Genomic DNA, 19402 nt, shown 5'->3' on the forward strand with positions numbered 1-19402 from the left:
CCGCCGGTGACGAAGCTCTCAACCGAACACCTGCAGAAACATCTGGGCCGCCTGCAGCGCAGCCTGCCGATGGCACTGCTCAATCGCTTTCTCGAGATCGACGTGATGACGCAGGCCGCGTCGCTGTCGTTCTATGCCTTGCTGTCGCTGGCACCGCTGCTGGTGCTGCTGCTGTGGCTGACCGCCTCGCTGTATCCGCCGGCGCAGGAAGCGCTGGTGCAGCAGATCGCGCAACTGGCTGGCGGCAGCGCGGCGGAAGTGGCCGATACGGTGATCCGCAACGCCACCGATCAACCCGGCGTGGGTTCGCTGGCCGGCCTGTGGAGCACGCTGCTGCTGTTCATCGGTGCCACCGCGGTGTTCGCGCAGTTGCAGAACGCCCTGAACCTGATCTTCCGCACCGACAAGCAGCGCCTGGAAGGGCTGATGGCGTGGCTGAAGAAGCGAGTGTTCTCCTTCGGCGTGATCCTGGCCCTGGGTTTTTTGCTGATCGTGTCGATGATTGCCACCACCGCCCTGCAGGTGGTGTTCGCACGCCTGCCCTCGGTGCTGCCGGCGATCGGCTACATCACCACGCTTGCGCTGTATTCGCTCGCCTTCGCCTTCCTGTATCGCTATCTGCCCGATCGCACCGTCAACTGGCGGCAGGCCTTCGTCGGCGGCGTGATCACCGCGCTGTTGTTCGCGCTGGGTCGCTATGGCATTGGCCTGTATATCGCCAAGGCCGCACCTGGCAGCGCGTACGGATCGATGGGCACCCTGGTGATCCTGCTGGTGTGGATGTACTACGCCTCGGTGGTGTTCTTCGTCGGCGCCCTGCTGACCGCGGTGATCGACGAGCGCGTGCGCTCGCATCGCAAGCTGCGCGAGGCCGGCGTGGATACCGACAACCTGCCGCCGGTCGCGGCCGAACCAGCTACCACGCTGCAGCCGCCGGACGCACCGACACGCAGCTGATGGCGCGCCGCGTGCCCTGCGGACATGACCGCGCGGCACGCACCGCTTCGCCGGGGAACATTCGCTCAGCGCAATCGGCGGGCGCCGGCGGCTGCGATATCCTAGCGGGATGGCCCGCATCCCCGACGCATTCATCGACGAACTGCTTGCACGCACCGACATCGTCGAGGTGGTCGGCGGCCGGGTGCCGCTCAAGCGTCAGGGCAAGGAATACTCGGCGCGTTGTCCGTTCCACGACGAGCGCTCGGCCTCGTTCACGGTCTCGCCAACCAAGCAGTTCTACCACTGCTTCGGCTGCGGCGCGCATGGCACCGCGATCAGCTTCCTGATGAATTACGACCGCCTCGAATTTCTCGATGCGGTCGACGAGCTGGCCAAGCGCGCCGGCATGGAGATCCCGCGCGAAACCCAGCAACGCACCCCGCAGCAGCAGGACGACAGCCGCGAGCTGTATTCGGCACTGGAAGCGGCGACCAAGTTCTTCCAGCGCCAGCTCGAGGGCAGCGAACGCGCCCGCGACTACCTGGACGGCCGCGGCGTGGATGCCGACAACCGCGCGCGCTTCCAGATCGGTTACGCCCCCGATGGCTACAGCGCGTTGAAGGACACCCTGGGCACCGATGCGCGCCGCATGAGCGTGCTCGAACGCGCCGGGCTGTTTTCCAAGAACGATCGCGGCCACGTCTACGACAAGTTCCGCGACCGGGTGATGTTCCCGATCTTCGACCGCCGTGGCCGCGTGATCGCCTTCGGCGGACGCATCATGGGCGCGCCGGCCGACGGCCGCGACCCGGGCCCGAAGTACCTCAATTCGCCGGAAACCGCGCTGTTCCACAAGGGCCGCGAGTTGTACGGCCTGTGGCAGGTGCGCCAGGCCAACCAGAAGATCGAGCGGCTGATCGTAGTCGAGGGCTACATGGACGTGGTCTCGCTGTTCCAGTTCGGCGTCACCCAGGCGGTGGCCACGCTGGGCACCGCGACCACGCCCGAACATGCCGAACTGCTGTTCCGCAATGCGCCGGACGTGTATTTCTGCTTCGACGGCGACAACGCCGGCCGCAAGGCGGGCTGGCGTGCGCTGGAATCGGTGCTGCCGCGCATGAAGGACGGCCGCCAGGCGTTCTTCCTGTTCCTGCCCGACGGCGAGGACCCGGACACCATCGTGCGCAAGGAGGGCGCGCAGGCCTTCGACCAACGTCTGGCACAGGCCACGCCGCTGTCGCAGTTCTTCTTCGACGAGATGTCGCGGCAGATCAACCTGCACACGCTCGACGGCAAGGCGCGGCTGGCCGAGCGCGCCAAGCCGATACTGGCGCAGATTCCCGAAGGCGCGTTCGGCGATCTGATGAAGCAGGAGCTGTCGCGCCTGACCGGCGTGGGCGCCACCAGCGCGACACAGGCGTCCGCACCGCAAGCACGGCCACCTGCCCGCATGGGCGCGCCCACGCAAAAACGCAGCCTGGTCCGCGCGTCGATCGCGATCCTGCTGCAGCGGCCGTCGCTGGCGATGAGCCTGGAAGGCGACCACGATTTTTCCGGCCTGCGCCTGCCCGGCATCGACCTGCTGATGGAACTGCTGGCGCTGGTGCGGCAACGCCCGGAAATCAGCACCGGCGCGCTGCTGGAGCACTTCGCCGAACGCGACGAACTGGTGGCCCTGCAGAAACTGGCCGCACAGGCATTGCCCGGCGATGAACACAGCTGGGCGATGGAGCTGCAGGACGTCGTCGCGCAACTGGACAAGCAATTGCTGCGGCAGCGCCTGGACGAACTGCAGGACAAGCAGCGCGCGCAGGGCCTGGACGACACCGACAAGTACGAGCTGCGCGAATTGTTCAAGGCGCTCGCCGCGCTGTAGCGCGCAGGGGGCGGTGGGAGCAGACCAGCTGTTGCCGACGTCCCCGGCCAGCCATCCAGGCACGCGCTCATAGCGGCCTGAACAAGCTCCTGGCCATCGAGCCGAGCGCCGCGCTGACTGCTTCACTCCGGTCCCGGGTGTCGGCCGATGCCGGCGCGACCGACGCGCAGGCGGCACACGGGCCTCTACAATGGCACTCTGCAGACCGCTCCCCCTCAATACGCACGATGATCAAACACTGGCTGGCGCGGTTGCGCATTGATCCATTCACCCTCGCGCTGCTGTGCACGGTCACGCTCGCCTCGTTCCTGCCGGTCTCGGGCACCGCCGCGGCGATCATGGACGATGTCACCGACGTGGCGATCGCCGCGCTGTTCTTCCTGCACGGCGCGCGCCTGTCGCGCGAGGCGGTCAAGGCCGGCGCGCTGCACTGGCGCCTGCATCTGCTGATCCTGGCCTGCACCTTCGTGCTGTTCCCGCTGCTCGGGCTGTTGTTCAAACCGCTCGCGCATCTTGCGCTGACACCGGAGCTGTATGTCGGCGTGCTGTTCCTGTGCGCTGTCTCTTATACACATCTAGATGTGTATAANTAGATGTGTATAAGAGACAGTCAGGGCGCGATGGCGCACCCGGCCGAAGCGATCGGCAAGATCCTGCTGCAGTTGCTGGTCCCGTTTCTGGCTGGCCATTTCATGCGCCCGTGGATCGGCGGCTGGGTCGAACGGCATCGCGCGGTGCTGCGCTACACCGACCAGGGCACCATCCTGCTGGTGGTCTACACCGCCTTCAGCGCCTCGGTGAACGAAGGCCTGTGGCAGAAGACGCCGTTGCCGGCCTTGCTCGCCGTGCTCGGTGCGGCCGCGCTGTTGCTGGCGGTGGCGATGCTCTCGATCACCTTCATCGCGCGGCGCCTGCGCTTCAACCGCGCCGACGAGATCGCCATCGTCTTCTGCGGCTCCAAGAAGAGCCTGGCCACCGGCGTGCCGATGGCCAAGGTGATGTTTGCCGGCGGTGGCCTGGGCGCGATCGTGTTGCCGATCATGCTGTATCACCAGCTGCAGCTGATCGTCTGCGCCTTCGTGGCCGCGCGTTATGCGCGCACCGCCCCGGGCGAGACGCCGGCCGATGCCGGTGGGCATCGCACCTGACGGCCACCGCACGACCATGGTCGTCTGATCGACGACACCCGGCGCAGTCCGCGCTGCGTGTCCTGCGAAGGCCCGCTTGCCTTGCCGCGTGCGCGTTGCCTGCGCCGGCCTTCGTCACGCCGCTACGCCCGGCGCGACACCGGTTCGCGTTGCCTGCCGATGGCGGTTGTAAGCAGATGGACAACGGTCATGAGGCACTCCGACGCCGGCACGGTGCCGCTCGCTAGAGTGTTCGATCCACCTGCCTGCCACGCCCATCGGTGATTGCCATGACGCTGTCGTTCCGACGCCTGCCCCGCCCCTGATCGCGCTGCTGGCAGTACTGGCCACGCTCACCGCCTGCAACAAGCCCGCCACGCCGCCAGCCCCCGCACCGACCAAGGCGACGACCACGCCGGCCCCCGCGTCCAGCATCGCCTGGCGCGAAGGCGACGTCGACGATGCCTTCGCCGAGGCCAGGGAAAGCGGCAAGCCGATCCTGTTGTACTGGGGTGCGGCCTGGTGCCCGCCGTGCAATCGCCTGAAAGCCACCTTGTTCAAGGACCCGGCCTTCATCGCCCGCACCCGGCAATTCGTGGCGGTGCATCTGGATGGCGATTCGGAGGGCGCGCAGGCCTGGGGCGAGCGCTTCGGCATCAAGGGCTACCCGACCATCATCGTGCTGCGCCCGGATCGCAGCGAGATCACCCGCCTGGCCGGCGATGCCGACAACGCGCGTCTGGCCGATGTGCTGCGGGTCGCGGCCAAGAGCACCAGCACCGCCAGGCAACTGCTGGACACCGCACTGCAGACCCCGCAGCAACTCAGCGCGGACGACTGGGCCGTGCTCGGCAACTACGCCTGGGGCACCGATGACCGGCTGGTCGAGCCGGAGCAGGCCGTCGATGTGCTCACGCGCCTGTCCAGGTCGGCGCCGCAGCCGGCCCTGCAACGCAGCTTCGCCCTGGCAGCGATTACCGCAGCCAAGCACCCGCCGGCCGCCAGCGCGGCGTCGCGCCGCTTGCTGGACGCGGTGCTGGCCGACCCGGCAGAGGTGCGCGCCAACCTCGGCACGCTGAACTACATGCCGGCACGGCTGGTCGCCGCGGCCAGCAGCGATGCCGGCGAGCGCACCACCTTGTCCAACGCGCTGAATCTGGCGCTGGACAAGATCTATGCCGACCCTGCATTGCCGATCGCCGACCGGCTCGGCACCGCGTACGCACGCATCCAGCTGGCCCGCCTGGCGCAAGGCCAGCCCACCGAAACCGAGGCCAAGGGCGCGCAGCCGCCGCTGCCCAAGGCCGTGGTCGACACCGTGCAGCAACGCGTGCAATGGGCCACCGACACCGCCAGGACCGATGAGGAACGCCAGTCCACCATCAGCACCGCTGCGGCATTGCTCGGCGAGGTGGGCGACAACAGCGGCGCCGAACAGTTGCTGCTGGCCGAGCTGGCGCGCAGCAAGACGCCCTACTACTACATGCCCGAACTGGCCGAGCTGGCCGAACACCGCGGCGATAAGAAGACCGCGCTGTCCTGGCTCAGGAAGGCGTACGAAAGCGCGCAAGGGCCGGCCACCCGCGTGCAGTGGGGCGTGCTGTACGTGGATGGCCTGATCCGGCTCAGCCCGGACGACACCGCCGGCATCGAAGCCGCTGCCACGCAGGTGATCGGCGAACTGGCCGGGCAACCCGATGGCTACCGCCAACGGACCCGGCAGCGCTTTGCCACGCTGGGCGCCGCCTTGAAGACCTGGAGCACGCAGCATCACCAGGACGGCACTGCGGTGCTGGCGCGCCTGCAGCAGAAGATGCAGCGCAGCTGCAGCAACAAGAACACCGGCGAATGCGCCGGCTGGTTGGGCTGAGCCGGCATGACGGCGCAGCCAGCCGCACCGCGCGTGTGGACACGCTGACACCATCGCGGCGGCGGTTTGGCTCATGGCCGCCGGATGCCCGACCACGCGCGCAACCGGCGGCCATGAGCGAGATGGACAGATTCCAACCACCGTCCATCTCCATCCCACAACACCCCCGCAGGGTTACCGATGGCTGTTGGCGGCGGCGGGCTTTCACCGCGCTGCCGCTAGCGCACCCACGGCAGCAGCAGGTGATCCACCATCAGGAACGCGAACAGCGCCATCAGATACACGATGGAGTACCCGAACATCTTCATCGAAAACAGCTCGTCCGGCGGGTCGAGCATGCGCCAGGCGTACCAGAGGAACACCACGTTGAGCACCACCGCGCCGCCGAGGTAGAACAACCCGCTCATGCCCACCGCCACCGGCAGCAGGGTCACGATCGCCAGCAGCACCGTGTACACCAGGATCTGCTTGCGCGTATGCGGCACGCCGTGGGTGACCGGCAGCATCGGGATCGCCGCCTTGGCGTAATCGGCACGGCGGAAGATCGCCAGCGCCCAGAAATGCGGCGGCGTCCAGATGAAGATGATCAGCACCAGCAGCGAGGCGTTGATCCAGTCGGCGCTGGTCGGCAAGCCGGTCACTGCGGCCCAGCCCAGCATCGGCGGCGTGGCGCCGGCCAGCCCGCCGATCACGATGTTCTGCGAGGTCGCCCGCTTCAGGTACACGGTGTAGATCACCGCGTAGCCGATCAGCGAGGCAAACGTCAGCACCGCGGTGATCACATTCACCCAGACCACCAGGATGGTCATGGAGATCACGATCAGCGCGCCGGCAAACACCAGCACCTGCCACGGCCGCACCTTGCCCACCACCAGCGGCCGCCATGAGGTGCGTGCCATCTGCGCGTCGATCTTGGCATCGAGCAATTGATTGATTGCCGCCGCCGCCGACGCCGCCAGCCAGATGCCCAGAAAACCCAACGCACCGGTGCGCACCTGCACCCACGTCGGCACCTCGGGGATGGCCAGGAACATGCCCACCAACGCGGTGAACACGATCAGTGCCACCACCTTGGGTTTGGTCAGATCCCAGTAATCGCGTGCGCTGGCGGCCATGCTCACTCCGGCGCGCGCAGCCGCGCCAACAACGAGACCAGCACGAACAAGAGGGCGACCGCGCCGCCGTTATGCAGCACCGACACTTCCAGCGGCAGGGCCAGCTTGACGTTGAGCATGCCCAGCGTCACCTGCACCGCCACCAGCACCGCCAGCGCACCGGCCCACACCCGCATGCCCGGCGAGCGCGACAGCCGCCAGGCCAGCCACCACAGATACAGCGCCGTCGCAATCGCCCACAACCGGTGCGCCATCTGGATGGCGATCCGCGCTGCGCCGTCGAGCACGCCGCCTTCGTAATCCACCCCGATCCCGCGCCACAGTGTGAAGCCTTCGCGGAAGTCGTGCGGCGGCCACCACTGGCTGACGCAGCGCGGGAAATTGTCGGCCGACCAACTGCCGCCGCCACAGGCCAGCGCCGCGTAATTGGCACTGACCCAGCCGCCCAGCGCGATCTGCAGGCCCAGCACCGCCACGCCTGCGCGCAACAGCCACCTGAGCCGCGAGGCATCGGCCAGCGTGATCGGCAGGTGGGTTGCGCGCCAGGCCATCCACACCAGCAGCGAGAACATCAGCATGCCGCCGAGCAGATGGCCCATCACCACGATGGGCTTGAGCAGCAACGTCACCGTCCACATGCCCAGCAGTGCCTGGAAGATCACCACCGCCAGCGTCAGCACCGCCGCACGCGCCAGGTCGATATTGCTCCAGCGCAGCGCCGCCAGCAGCAGGATCGCCTCGCCTGCAATCGCCACGCCAAACGCCAGCGTGTGCCAGCCGGACATGTACAGCGGAATCGACAACGCCACCAGCAGCGCGGCAGAAACCACCTGGGCAATGCCCATGCGGCGGCGGCGCACCGCCAGCAACGACAGCACCAGCACCTCCACTCCGAGCGCGCCAGCCAGGAACCGGTGCACCTGCTCACGCCAGGCCTTGTGCGATTCCAGCGGCCGGATCTTGCTGGCCACATGCGTATTGGCTTCGTCGCTGGTCTGCGGCCAGGTGACGCGGCCATAGCAGGTCGGCCAGTCCGGGCAGCTCATGCCGGCATCGGACAGCCGCACGAACGACCCGAACAGGATCGTGCTCGCAGTGAACAGCGCAGCCAGCCAGGCCATGCGATGGAAGTGGCGGAACAATGCCGGTGGCGCAAACAGGTTCATCGAAACGGGCTCACATCAGTTTCAGCAGCTTGACCAGATCGGCACGCAGGCCGGCCGGGTCGAAGCCCGGGGCATAGCGCAGGATCACGAAGCCGTTGGGGTCGATCACATACACCGGCACGCCGGCGGCATCGTCGGCACGCGGCAAGCCCTGCCGCAGCCGCACATCGTCGCGCAGCACACGCAGGGCCGGCATCGGCGGCAACCCGGCCGGCGGGGTGCCGATCCACACCACCTCCACCTTGTCGGCGCGATGCCCGAGCAGCTGCCATACCTTGTCCAGTTCGGCCGCCAAGGTCACGCACTGCTGCGTGCAGCTGGCCGGCGGTGCGAGCGCGATCCGCCACACCCGTTCGGCCGGCGCCCACGCATACGGCTGTCCGTCCGCGCGCAGCGGCACCAACCCGCGCAGGTCCGCAGGCGGCTTGAGCAGTTCGCCGTGATTGCGCATCGATGCCGGCTGCCACCCGGAAAAGCGCAGCACGCCGGCCAGCAACATCGAGCCGAAGAACAGCACCGCCAGGGCAATCAGCATCCTGCGGCCGCGTTTGACCGAATGCGGCGTGGCCGATGGGGAGGAGGTCATGCCGGCGATTTTCTCATGCCGCAGGCGTCAGTGCCCGCGTCGACGGCGGCGACGCGCACGCCAGCTCAGCAGCGTCGCGGTGACCAGCACGGCTGCGGCCAGACCGAACCATTGCACCGCATAACCCAAGTGCCGCGCGGGTGGCAGCGTATTCGGCAGCATCTCCAGGTCGCGTGCATAACCGACCGGCAGGGCCGGATCCAGGCGCAGGACCTGCGACGAAATGTCGCGCCTGCCCAACGCGCTGCGCAACGCGCTGGTTTCCAGACGCGTGGCCAGCCAGGTCTGCGGCGCATTGGCAGCGGCCAACGCCGGCCCCATGGCAAGTCCGGCCGAGGGTGGCGCACTCAGCAACCCCTGCACTGCCTGGCTCCCCTGCAGTGGCACGATAGTCGGCAACTGCCGGTTAGCCGGCAACGGCAACCAACCCAGATCAACCAGCAGCGTGACCGGACTGCCTTGCGGCGCGGCAAGTTGATAGACGCGCACGCCGGCACGTCCGGCATGCAGCTGGTTGTCCAGCAGCACCTGCTGGGGCAGAAACCGTACGCGCCCGCCGACCCAGGCCAGGTCGCGTGGCGTGGCTAATGCTTGCACCAGCGTCAACGGCGTCTGACGCACCTGCGCCGCACGTTCCAGCAACGCCTGTTTGCTGTGCATGCGTTGCAACTGCCACTGCCCCAGCGCGGCAAAACCCGCGCTGACCAGCACGGCCAGGCACCATCCCAGCACCGCCGTGTGCTTGCGCATCATGACAAGCGACGCAAAAAGGCGTGCAATGCCGTTACCACGCCGACGACCACCGGGGCTGTTGTGAACGATTCGCTCAAGACGCTGCTGATTGTCGCCTTCCTGATCGTGATCCTGTGGAACCTGGGTGCGGGCCTGTACTACCTGCTCACCGACCGAGGCGAAACCAGGCGCACCGTCAACGCACTGACCTGGCGCATCGGTCTATCGGTCGCACTGATCGCCGTGGTGATCCTGGGCATCTATACCGGCTGGATCAAGCCGCATGGGCTCGGCCGCTGACGCGGCCAATGGGATTGGGGAGTCGGCATTGGGGATTGGTAACAGCAAACGCGGATCGCTCTGGCGAATCCCCAATCCCGACTCCCCAATCCCCGCCCTCAAAGTACATACACAAACAGGAACAGCGCCAGCCACACCACGTCGACGAAGTGCCAGTACCACGCAGCCGCTTCGAAGGCGAAGTGGTTGTCGCGGCTGAAGTGGCCCTTGGCCACCCGCAGCCACATCACTGCCAGCATGATCGTGCCCAGCAGTACGTGCATGCCGTGGAAGCCGGTGAGCATGAAGAAGGTCGAGCCGTAGATGCCGGATCCCAGCGTCAGATTGAGCTCGGTGTAGGCGTGGATGTATTCCTCCGCCTGCAGGAACAGGAACACGCAGCCCAGCAGCACGGTCAGCCCCAGCCACAGCAATAGCGCGCCGCGCCGACCGCCCTTGAGCGCGTGGTGGGCGATGGTCAAGGTCACGCCGGAGCTAAGCAGGATCAGCGTATTGATCAGCGGCAGGCCCCAGGCCGGAATGGTCTGGAATTGCCCGCCGATCGTGCCGGGGCCATTGGTCGGCCATGCAGCGGAGTAGCCGTTCCACAACAATTCGTTGGTCATCACGCCGTCGCCCTCGCCGCCCAGCCAAGGCAGCGTCAGCACGCGCGTGTAGAACAGCGCACCGAAGAAGGCACCGAAGAACATCACCTCGGAAAAGATGAACCACACCATCCCCATGCGGAACGAGCCGTCCACCTGGCGGTTGTAGTGCCCGGCGTTGGATTCGCGGATGACATCGCCAAACCACATGAACAAGGTCGCCAGCAGCATCGCCATGCCGACGAAAAACGTCCAGCGCCCCCACGCGGCATCGTTGAGCCAGCTGGCCACGCCGATCATCATCACGAACATCGCAATCGACCCGACAAAGGGCCACTTGCTCTGGCTCGGGACGAAATACGCATCGGCGTTAGTACTCTGGTCGGCCATGGCGTTGCTTCCGTGTCGGTGCTGCGTGTGGAGGAAGGATCAAGGCGCCGCGCGCGGTGCGCTGGATGCGCCACCGCCCTGCAGCTCCGAGGTCAGGATGTCGTTGCGATAGAACGTATAGGACAGGGTGATCGTGGTGACTTCCGGCGGCAGCGCCGGGTCGACGATGAAACGCAGCGGCATGTCGCGCGTTTCGCCGGCCTGCAGGGTCTGCGCAGTAAAACAGAAGCATTCGGTCTTGTTGAAGTATCCGGACGCGCGCGCCGGTGCGACCGATGGCACCGCACTGCCGACAACCGCTCGCGCACTGTCGTTGCGCGCAAAATACAGCGCCTCGTTGAGTTCGCCCGGCACCACGTCCATCGTCATCTGTTCGGGATGGAAGGTCCACGGCAGCTTGGAATTGACCCCGGCATCGAACTCCACCCGCACCGTGCGCTTGCCAGGCCCTGCAATCGCCGCCGCATTGCCACGCGTGCTGCCCGGTGCGCGTTCCATGCGGATGCCGAACACTTTTTCGCACGCGATGCGATACAGCGGCACCAGCGAAAAGGTCAGCACGAACACGCCCAGCACCACGCCCAGCAGCTTGAACAAGCCAGCCGTCGGTGCAGGTGCAGGCGCCCGCGCATTCATCGTCCGATGACTCCCGAGGCGATGAAACCTGCGTAGATCAGCAACGCGATGATGCCGACGGTGATTGCCGTGCGGCGCACCGCGCGACGCTGTTGCGCCTGCCGTTCGGCAGCCGAGAGCAGCCGTGCCACTGCTGCCGGCGCCGGCTCAGTGACCGATGTCTTCATGCGCGAGATCTCCAGGCTTGATCACCGGCGGCACGGTGAAGGTATGCGCCGGTGCGGGCGAGGGCACCGTCCACTCCAGTCCCCTGGCGCCTTCCCAGGCACGTGCGTCGGCCTTGGCCCCGCCGCGCAGCGAGGCGAGCAGGATGCCGGCCATCAGGAACGGCGTGGCGAACATGCCGAACGCGCCGATCGAGCTGATCAGGTTCCAGTCGGCAAATACCACGTTGTAATCGGGAATGCGCCGCGGCATGCCGGCCAGGCCAAGGAAATGCTGCGGGAAGAACAGCAGGTTGACGAACACCATCGTCCACCAGAAATGGAACTTGGCCCAGGTTTCGTTGTACATCCGCCCGGTCCATTTCGGCCACCAGTAGTACACCGCCGCAATCAACGCGAACACCGCTCCGGTGACCAGCACGTAGTGGAAATGCGCGACCACAAAATACGTGTCGTGGTACTGGAAATCCGCCGGCACGATCGCCAGCATCAGGCCGGAAAATCCACCGATGCTGAAAAGGATCACGAATGCCACTGCCCACAGCATCGGCGATTCGAATGTCAGCGATCCCTTCCACATCGTGCTGACCCAGTTGAACACCTTCACCCCGGTCGGAATGGAGATCAGCATCGTGGCGAACATGAAGTAGATTTCGCCACCGAGCGGCATGCCCACGGTAAACATGTGGTGCGCCCACACGATGAAACTCAGGAACGCGATTGCCGCGATCGCATAGACCATCGCCTGATAGCCGAACAGCGGCTTGCGGCTGAAGGTCGGAATGATCTCGCTGACCACGCCAAACGCCGGCAGGATCATGATGTAGACCTCCGGATGCCCGAAGAACCAGAAGATGTGCTGGTACATCACCGGGTCGCCGCCGCCGGCCGCGTTGAAGAAGCTGGTGCCGAAGAACTTGTCGGTCAGCAGCATGGTCACTGCACCGGCCAGCACCGGCATCACCGCAATCAGCAGGAAGGCGGTGATCAGCCAGGCCCAGCAGAAGATCGGCATCTTCAACAAATCGATGCCGGGCGCGCGCATGTTGAGCACGGTGGCGATGATGTTGATCGCCCCCATGATCGAACTGACGCCGGCCACGTGAATTGCAAACACGCTGAAGGCCACGTTGTAGCCGCCCTGCAGCGACAGCGGCGGATACAGCGTCCAGCCACCGGCCGGCGCACCGCCGGGCAGGAACAACGTCAGCAGCAGCAGGGTAAAGGCCACCGGCAGCAACCAGAACGACCAGTTGTTCATGCGCGGCAACGCCATGTCCGGCGCGCCGATCTGCAGCGGAATCATCCAGTTGGCCAGACCGACGAAGGCCGGCATCACCCCACCGAAGATCATCACCAGTGCATGCACGGTGGTCATCTGGTTGAAGAATTCGGGTTTGACGAACTGCAGCCCGGGCTGCATCAGTTCGGCGCGGATCACCACGCTCATCGCCGCACCGATGATGAACATCACGAAGGAAAACAGCAGGTACAGCGTGCCGATGTCCTTGTGATTGGTCGAGAAGAACCAGCGCTCGACGAAACCGGGCTGGTGGTGTCCGTGGTGATCGACTGCGGTATGCGCCATGACGGAACGACCTCTACGAAGCGGTGCGGTTGCGGGCGATTAAAGAGCGGCAGTGGGCGCGGCGGCCGGAGCAGGCGCAGCCTCGCCGGCAGGCGGCGCTGCAGGTGTGGACGCCGGCGCCGGTGCGGGGGCGCCCGCCGGTGCAGCAGGCGGCGCATTGGCGCTGCGACGCGCCGCCAGCCAGCGCTGGAACTCGGCCTTGGGCAGCGCCTCCACCACGATCGGCATGAAGCCATGGTCCTTGCCGCACAACTCGGCGCACTGCCCGCGATACACGCCGGGCTGCTCGATGTTGGTCCATGCCTCGTTGACGATGCCGGGGATGGCGTCCTGCTTCCAGCCAAGGGCCGGCACCCACCAAGCATGGATCACGTCATCGGCGGTGATCACGAAACGGATCTTGGTCCCGACCGGCAGCACCAGGCGGTTGTCCACATCCAGCAGGTAATGCGGTTGCGAGGCCGCGGTCGGACGCTCGCCACTCTGGCGGATACGGTCGGACTCGCGCGCCAGCCGGCTGGTAAACTCCACGCCCTGGCCCAGATACTCGTATTTCCACATCCACTGGTAGCCGGTGACCTTGACGGTCATTTCCGACTCGCGGGTGTCGTACATCGCAATCAGCTTGGCCGTCGCCGGCCAGGCCATCGCGATCAGCACCAGCACCGGGATCACCGTCCACAACACCTCGGCCGTGGTGTTGTGGCTGAATTGCGCAGCCACCGCGCCCTTGGACTTGCGGAACTTGAAGATCGCATAGCCCATCGCACCGAACACCAGCGCGCCGATCACCACGCAGACCCACAGCGCCACCATGTGCGCCTCGTAGGCCATGCGCGCGGTCTGGGTGACCCCGCGGCCCATGTTGAGCTGCCATTCCTTCGGATCGGCCGATTGCGCCCAGGCAACTGAAGCGCCGAGCAGCGCCACCATCGCCAAAGCCCACTTCGAATACGTTGCCTTCCAGCTGCTGCGTTGCGTCATTGCCTAGACCCTTACGTCATCGGTGACGGCCATTGGCGGCCGCGAGCAAGCATTTCAACGTCGTTGCCAGTTCCACACGTTCGGCCGGCCCGAGAAAACTTCCAATCTCGATCTGCTTGCCGCTGCTGACCAGCACCACCCTGTCGTCGCGTTCCATGCATAACCGCACCCAATGCGGATGTGCCTGGAACGCTGGTGGCGCATGCCCGGACGCAAACACCTCGACGGCAGTGTCTCCCACCCGGATCGCTTCTTCGCGCTCGCCACTTCGCCACAACTGCCGCAGCGCCAGCGCCACCACACCACTGTGCAACAGGGCGAACACCGGCGCGAATGCATTGCCGGTCCACCACCCCAGGCCCGCAACTACCCACATCGTTCCTGCCAGTACTGCGAACAGCTGCACGAACTGCCTGGCCGACAATGCCCGCGGAGGCCGCAACCGTACCTGCGTCCCGACCCCTTCGGACATCAACGGCAGTACTTCGATCATTGGCAACACGCAGCGCACTGCGGGAACAGCCCGATGGTAGACCCGCGCGAACGCATGCGGCAAGCGTTTCCGGCAATCATCGAATTGCTGCAGTGCAGCTAAAAATACGCGTAAATCAATCACTTCCCGATGCATGCGCCGATGCTCCCGCCTGTGGCCGGCAACGATCGCGTCCGTCCGGGCTCACCCTGGCCGCGTGCACAAAACGGCGGAAAAGTTGCCGCTTCCACACAAGTGCGCGGGGGCTGCGGCTCTCTAGAATGGGCACGGATTCCCAGGCGCCCTCCGCATGAACGCTCAGCTCGACCCACTTGCCCCTCCCTCAGTCGCACGCCCGCTGTTGGCGCCCGAGCTGCCTGCCGCACCCGGCGCATTGCGTGCGGCGATCACGGCCGCATGGCTCAAGGACGAAACCGAGCACGTGCGCGAGTTGCTCGACCAGGCGCGCCTGCCCGCCGCCGAACAGGCCAAGGTGCAGGCGGTCGCCGCCGACCTGGTCACCCGCGTCCGCGCACGTGCGCAGGACCAGGGCGCGATCGAGGCCTTCATGCGCCAATACGACCTGGGCAGCGAAGAGGGCGTGCTGCTGATGTGCGTGGCCGAGGCGCTGTTGCGCATTCCCGACCAGGACACCGCAGACAAGCTGATCCGCGACAAGCTCGGCGATGCGGACTGGAAGAAGCACGTCGGCGGCAGCGACTCTGTGCTGGTCAACGCCTCGACCTGGGGCCTGATGCTCACCGGCAAGCTGGTGCAACTCAACGACCTCACCCGCGCGGATGTGCCGGGCGCGTTCAAGCGCCTGATCGGCCGCGTCGGCGAGCCGGTGATTCGCCTGGCCGTGCGCCAGGCGATGAAGATCATGGGCCACCAGTTCGTCATGGGCCGCACCATCGGTGAAGCCCTGTCGCGTTCGCGCAAGGGCGACAACGCCGAGTACCGCTATTCGTTCGACATGCTCGGCGAAGGCGCATTGACCATGAAGGATGCGCAGCGTTATCTGCAGGCGTATCGCGATGCCATCCACGCGATCGGCCGCAGCGGCAGTTTCGTCGGCACCGATGTCTTTGCAGCACCCAGCATCTCGATCAAGTTGTCCGCGCTGTATCCGCGCTACGAACATGCCAAGCGTGCGCGCGTGATGGCCGAGCTGGTGCCGGGGGTGCTCGAGCTGGCGCAACTGGCCAAGTCCTACGGCATCGGCTACACCGTCGATGCCGAAGAAGCCGACCGTCTGGAACTGTCGCTGGACATCATCGAGGCCACCTTCTCCGACCCGTCGCTGGATGGATGGGAAGGCTATGGCCTGGCGGTGCAGGCGTATCAGAAGCGCACGCCGTACACGATTGATTTCCTGGCCGACCTGGCACGCCGCGTCGGCCGTCGCATTCCGGTGCGTCTGGTCAAGGGTGCGTACTGGGACGCGGAGATCAAGCGCGCCCAGATCGAAGGTCACCCCGGCTATCCGGTATTCACCCGCAAGCAGAATACCGACGTGTCGTATCTGGCCTGCGCGCGCCGCATGTTCGCGCACAGCGATGCGCTGTATCCGATGTTTGCCACCCACAACGCGCAGACCATTGCCGCGGTCCGCGCGATCTCCGGCGGCAAGGTGTACGAACACCAGAAACTGCATGGCATGGGCGATGACCTGTATGCCGAAGTGATTCCGGCCGATCGCCTGGGGCTGCCTTGCCGCGTGTACGCACCGGTCGGCTCGCACGAGGATCTGCTGCCGTACCTGGTGCGACGCCTGCTCGAAAACGGCGCCAATTCCAGCTTCGTCAATCGCATCACCGACGAGGACGTCGCCATCGAAGACCTGATCCGCGATCCGGTCGAAGCGGTGTCCTCGTTCGGCTCCATTCCGCATCCCAAGATTGCGCTGCCAACCGATCTGCTGCGCAGCCAGAACCAACACAGGAAAAACTCCATGGGCGCCAATCTCGCCAACGACAACGATCTGCGGCAGCTGGCCGAGCACCTCAATGCCGCCATCAAGCCGTGGAAGGCCGGTCCGCTGGTGCCTGGCGCGGTGATCAGCACGCCCAGCCACGCGGTACTCAACCCGGCAGATCGCCGCGAGACGGTCGGGCAGTGGCAGCCGGCCGATCCGGACACCGTGCAGACGTCGCTGGCGACCGCCGCTGCCGCGCAGCCGGCCTGGAACCGTACGCCTGCCGCCAGCCGCGCCACCATCCTGGAGCATGCCGCCGACCTGCTCGAAGCGCGCATGCCCGAGTTCATGGCCATTTGCGTCAAGGAAGCCGGCAAGACCCTACCCGATGCCGTCGCCGAGGTGCGCGAGGCGGTCGACTTCCTGCGTTACTACGCAGCCCAGGCACGCGCCCAGTTCGGTGCGCCCGAACGCCTGCCCGGGCCGACCGGCGAATCCAACGAACTGCAGCTGCATGGCCGCGGTGTCTTCGTCTGCATCAGTCCATGGAACTTCCCGCTCGCCATTTTCCTCGGGCAGGTCGCTGCCGCATTGGCTGCCGGCAACAGCGTCATCGCCAAACCTGCAGAGCAGACCAACCTGATCGGCTACGCCGCAGTGAAGCTGTTGCATGAAGCGGGTGTCCCCGAAGCGGTGGTGCAGTTGCTACCGGGCGATGGCGCCACCGTCGGTGCGGCGCTGACCAATGACCCGCGCGTGGCGGGCGTTGCCTTCACCGGCTCTACGGAAACCGCACGGCTCATCAACCGCACCCTGGCTGCGCGCGACGCCGCGATCGGTGTGCTGATTGCCGAAACCGGTGGCCAGAACGCCTTCATCGCCGACTCGTCCTCGTTGCCGGAAGCCGTCGTCAAGGACGCCATCTCCAGCGCCTTCATGTCCGCCGGCCAACGCTGCTCGGCGGCCCGCGTGCTGTTCGTGCAGGACGACATCGCCGACAAGGTCACGACCATGCTCGCCGGCGCCATGGCGGAGCTGAAGATCGGCGATCCTGCGCTGCTGTCCACCGACGTTGGCCCCGTCATCGATGCAGATGCGCTCAAGATTCTCGAAGATCATGCAGCGCGCATGGATCGCGAAGCGCGCCTGATCGGCTCCACGGCCCTGGATCCAGCCACTGCCAATGGCAGCTTTTTCGCCCCGCGCGCGTACGAGCTTGCATCGCTCGCGCAGCTGCAGCGCGAGATCTTCGGACCTGTGCTGCACGTCATTCGCTGGAAGGCAGACCAGCTCGATGCCGTCATCGACCAGATCAACGCCACCGGTTACGGACTGACCCTGGGCGTGCATTCGCGCATCGACGAGACCATCGATCGCATCACCGCACGCGTTGCGGTCGGCAATGTCTACGTCAACCGTAACCAGATCGGCGCGGTGGTCGGCGTACAACCCTTCGGCGGCCAGGGCCTGTCGGGCACCGGCCCGAAAGCCGGTGGTCCGCATTACCTGCTGCGCTTCGCCACCGAAAAGGTCGTCACCGTCAACACGACCGCCGCAGGCGGCAACGCATCGCTCCTGACATTGGGCGACTGATCCTCGCCTCGATGCAGACGTCATAGTGCGGTCGATTGGACCAACAAAACCCCGCTCAGGCGGGGTTTTTTGTTGGCTTGTGCCCTGCTAATGCCTCGTGCGACGGCGATAAGTGATGTGGCCAAGCACGTGCGTATCGAACGCAGTCTCGGTGAGCAGCATGGCGAAGAATAGGCCAGGCACCGGGTTCACTTCGATCTTGACGAGCCGTAGGAACTGATAGCCGCAGGAGCCCCTGATGGTCGCAGGGGGGGGCTGGCACCTGCATTGGAGTGCAACCAAGGTCCATCTTCCAACACTAGCCGGCGACCCGAACTCCTCGTGCCGATCTATAAGCAGGACGCCAGCACCATCACAGGTACTTCTACTACAGACGCCCTAACTGGTCGGTTCTCTGACCACATGCAAGCCAATCGATAAACAGATGTCTTGCAATCATCAGCGCAAGGAGGATGCCCATGTAGCAAAGAAGTCGGCCCCCCCCAGCGACGCGGGGGTCCTGGCATCGGTGCCATGCTCCGCGTGCGCCTTGACGGCCCGGGTTCTGCGGTGACATTCAGACCCTTCGGCTTTGCTATCGCGCCCTGCTGCGACACAAGCGCCAGGCNCCGCGTGCGCCTTGACGGCCCGGGTTCTGCGGTGACATTCAGACCCTTCGGCTTTGCTATCGCGCCCTGCTGCGACACAAGCGCCAGGCGCGCGCCCTGGCATCGGCCGCGCTAGGGCTGAGCGTTGAGCCTGCGGATCCGGTGGTGAGCGTGCGTCCTTGCGCGGCGTTTGTGGCGTTTGTGGCGTCTGTGGCGTCTGTGGCGTCTGTGGCGTTTGTGGCGTTTGTGGCGTTTGTGGCGTTTGTGGCGTTTGTGGCATTAGCGACGTTTACGCGTGGATTTCAGGCAAAAAGAAACCCCCAGTCCTGTTGGACTGAGGGTTTCGGGTAAAGCCCCTGGCGATGACCTACTCTCGCATGGCTTGANCGCGTGGATTTCAGGCAAAAAGAAACCCCCAGTCCTGTTGGACTGAGGGTTTCGGGTAAAGCCCCTGGCGATGACCTACTCTCGCATGGCTTGAGCCACACTACCATCGGCGCAGCTGCGTTTCACTTCCGAGTTCGGGATGGGATCGGGTGGTTCCACAGCGCTAATTTCACCAGGGAGACGGTTGGAGCGTCGCCATCCAAGAAACGGATTAAGGCGCCCAGTCTCGCATAGTTAACTTGTGACGTAGCTTGCGTTTGATGATCTACCAACGTTCGTTGGGACCAAGGCAACTTGAGGTTATATGGTCAAGCCGCACGGATCATTAGTATCAGTTAGCTCAATACATTGCTGTACTTACACACCTGACCTATCAACCACATAGTCT

15 protein-coding genes, 2 rRNA genes and 1 pseudogene (1 of these 18 only partly in view) are annotated in these 19402 nt (G+C 65.5%); 6 read left to right on the top strand and 12 right to left on the bottom strand.

All coding sequences use genetic code 11. The features are described 5' to 3' along the window. The first annotated feature begins 6 nt into the window (after nt 1–6). The 4 genes and pseudogenes from C0541_RS18900 (at nt 7) to C0541_RS18915 (ending at nt 5812) form a co-directional block, all read left to right on the top strand. A complete protein-coding gene (locus C0541_RS18900; protein ID WP_115050941.1) occupies nt 7–957 on the top strand; it encodes a YhjD/YihY/BrkB family envelope integrity protein in 951 nt (316 codons plus the stop codon). Nucleotides 958–1066: 109 nt separating this feature from the next. Then, a complete protein-coding gene (gene dnaG, locus C0541_RS18905; protein WP_115050942.1) occupies nt 1067–2815 on the top strand; it encodes a DNA primase in 1749 nt (582 codons plus the stop codon). A 227-nt stretch (nt 2816–3042) separates the two neighbouring features. Then, a pseudogene (locus C0541_RS18910) lies at nt 3043–3963 on the top strand (bile acid:sodium symporter family protein). 301 nt (nt 3964–4264) lie between these two features. Beyond that, entirely contained in the window at nt 4265–5812 is a 1548-nt protein-coding gene (locus C0541_RS18915; protein WP_115050943.1) for a thioredoxin family protein, read from the top strand. A gap of 218 nt (nt 5813–6030) precedes the next feature. Here the strand turns inward: C0541_RS18915 and cyoE are convergent, their stop codons facing one another. The 4 genes from cyoE to C0541_RS18935 are packed head-to-tail and all read right to left on the bottom strand — an operon-like array spanning nt 6031 to nt 9432. Continuing rightward, a complete protein-coding gene (gene cyoE / locus C0541_RS18920) occupies nt 6031–6927 on the bottom strand; it encodes a heme o synthase (protein ID WP_115050944.1) in 897 nt (298 codons plus the stop codon). Nucleotides 6928–6929: 2 nt separating this feature from the next. After that, nucleotides 6930–8093, bottom strand: a complete 1164-nt coding sequence (locus C0541_RS18925) for a COX15/CtaA family protein (RefSeq protein WP_115050945.1) — start codon at nt 8091–8093, stop codon at nt 6930–6932. Between the two features lie 10 nt (nt 8094–8103). Next, nucleotides 8104–8679 (bottom strand): hypothetical protein, encoded by a 576-nt coding sequence (locus C0541_RS18930; RefSeq protein WP_115050946.1) that lies wholly within the window; start codon nt 8677–8679, stop codon nt 8104–8106. Nucleotides 8680–8706: 27 nt separating this feature from the next. Further along, the gene (locus tag C0541_RS18935) at nt 8707–9432 is read right to left on the bottom strand and encodes an SURF1 family protein (protein ID WP_115050947.1); all 726 of its coding nucleotides are present in this window, start codon (nt 9430–9432) and stop codon (nt 8707–8709) included. A gap of 60 nt (nt 9433–9492) precedes the next feature. On the opposite strand from C0541_RS18935, the gene C0541_RS18940 reads away from it, so the two are divergent. Further along, the gene (locus C0541_RS18940) at nt 9493–9711 is read left to right on the top strand and encodes a twin transmembrane helix small protein (RefSeq protein ID WP_115050948.1); all 219 of its coding nucleotides are present in this window, start codon (nt 9493–9495) and stop codon (nt 9709–9711) included. A gap of 98 nt (nt 9712–9809) precedes the next feature. Here C0541_RS18940 and C0541_RS18945 read toward each other — a convergent pair whose 3' ends face one another. The 6 genes from C0541_RS18945 to C0541_RS18970 are packed head-to-tail and all read right to left on the bottom strand — an operon-like array spanning nt 9810 to nt 14550. Beyond that, complete coding sequence (locus C0541_RS18945) at nt 9810–10685, bottom strand: cytochrome c oxidase subunit 3 (protein WP_115050949.1); 876 nt, start codon at nt 10683–10685, stop codon at nt 9810–9812. Nucleotides 10686–10724: 39 nt separating this feature from the next. Continuing rightward, nucleotides 10725–11321, bottom strand: coding sequence for a cytochrome c oxidase assembly protein (locus tag C0541_RS18950; RefSeq protein WP_115050950.1), 597 nt, complete (start codon nt 11319–11321; stop codon nt 10725–10727). Then, nucleotides 11318–11488, bottom strand: coding sequence for a hypothetical protein (locus C0541_RS21120; protein ID WP_115050951.1), 171 nt, complete (start codon nt 11486–11488; stop codon nt 11318–11320). Before C0541_RS21120 ends, C0541_RS18950 begins: the two co-directional genes overlap by 4 nt. Then, complete coding sequence (gene ctaD, locus C0541_RS18960) at nt 11469–13073, bottom strand: cytochrome c oxidase subunit I (protein ID WP_115050952.1); 1605 nt, start codon at nt 13071–13073, stop codon at nt 11469–11471. Before ctaD ends, C0541_RS21120 begins: the two co-directional genes overlap by 20 nt. Before the next feature lie 39 nt (nt 13074–13112). Further along, nucleotides 13113–14057 carry a cytochrome c oxidase subunit II gene (gene coxB / locus C0541_RS18965; RefSeq protein WP_115050953.1) on the bottom strand — a complete coding sequence of 315 codons (945 nt, stop codon included), beginning with the start codon at nt 14055–14057 and terminating at the stop codon, nt 13113–13115. Between the two features lie 16 nt (nt 14058–14073). Then, nucleotides 14074–14550 carry a DUF2244 domain-containing protein gene (locus C0541_RS18970; protein WP_115050954.1) on the bottom strand — a complete coding sequence of 159 codons (477 nt, stop codon included), beginning with the start codon at nt 14548–14550 and terminating at the stop codon, nt 14074–14076. Between the two features lie 289 nt (nt 14551–14839). Here C0541_RS18970 and putA point away from each other — a divergent pair, with 289 nt between their 5' ends. Beyond that, on the top strand, nt 14840–18040 hold the full coding sequence (gene putA, locus C0541_RS18975) for a bifunctional proline dehydrogenase/L-glutamate gamma-semialdehyde dehydrogenase PutA (RefSeq protein ID WP_115050955.1): 3201 nt from the start codon (nt 14840–14842) through the stop codon (nt 18038–18040). Nucleotides 18041–19076: 1036 nt separating this feature from the next. Here putA and rrf read toward each other — a convergent pair. Both rrf and C0541_RS18985 read right to left on the bottom strand, forming a co-directional pair. Next, nucleotides 19077–19191: ribosomal RNA gene (gene rrf / locus C0541_RS18980) — 5S ribosomal RNA — on the bottom strand. Between the two features lie 127 nt (nt 19192–19318). After that, nucleotides 19319–19402, bottom strand: a 23S ribosomal RNA gene (locus C0541_RS18985) (it continues 2797 nt past the right edge of the window).

This window comes from Xanthomonas arboricola, assembly GCF_003353015.1.
GTDB lineage: Bacteria > Pseudomonadota > Gammaproteobacteria > Xanthomonadales > Xanthomonadaceae > Xanthomonas > Xanthomonas arboricola_E.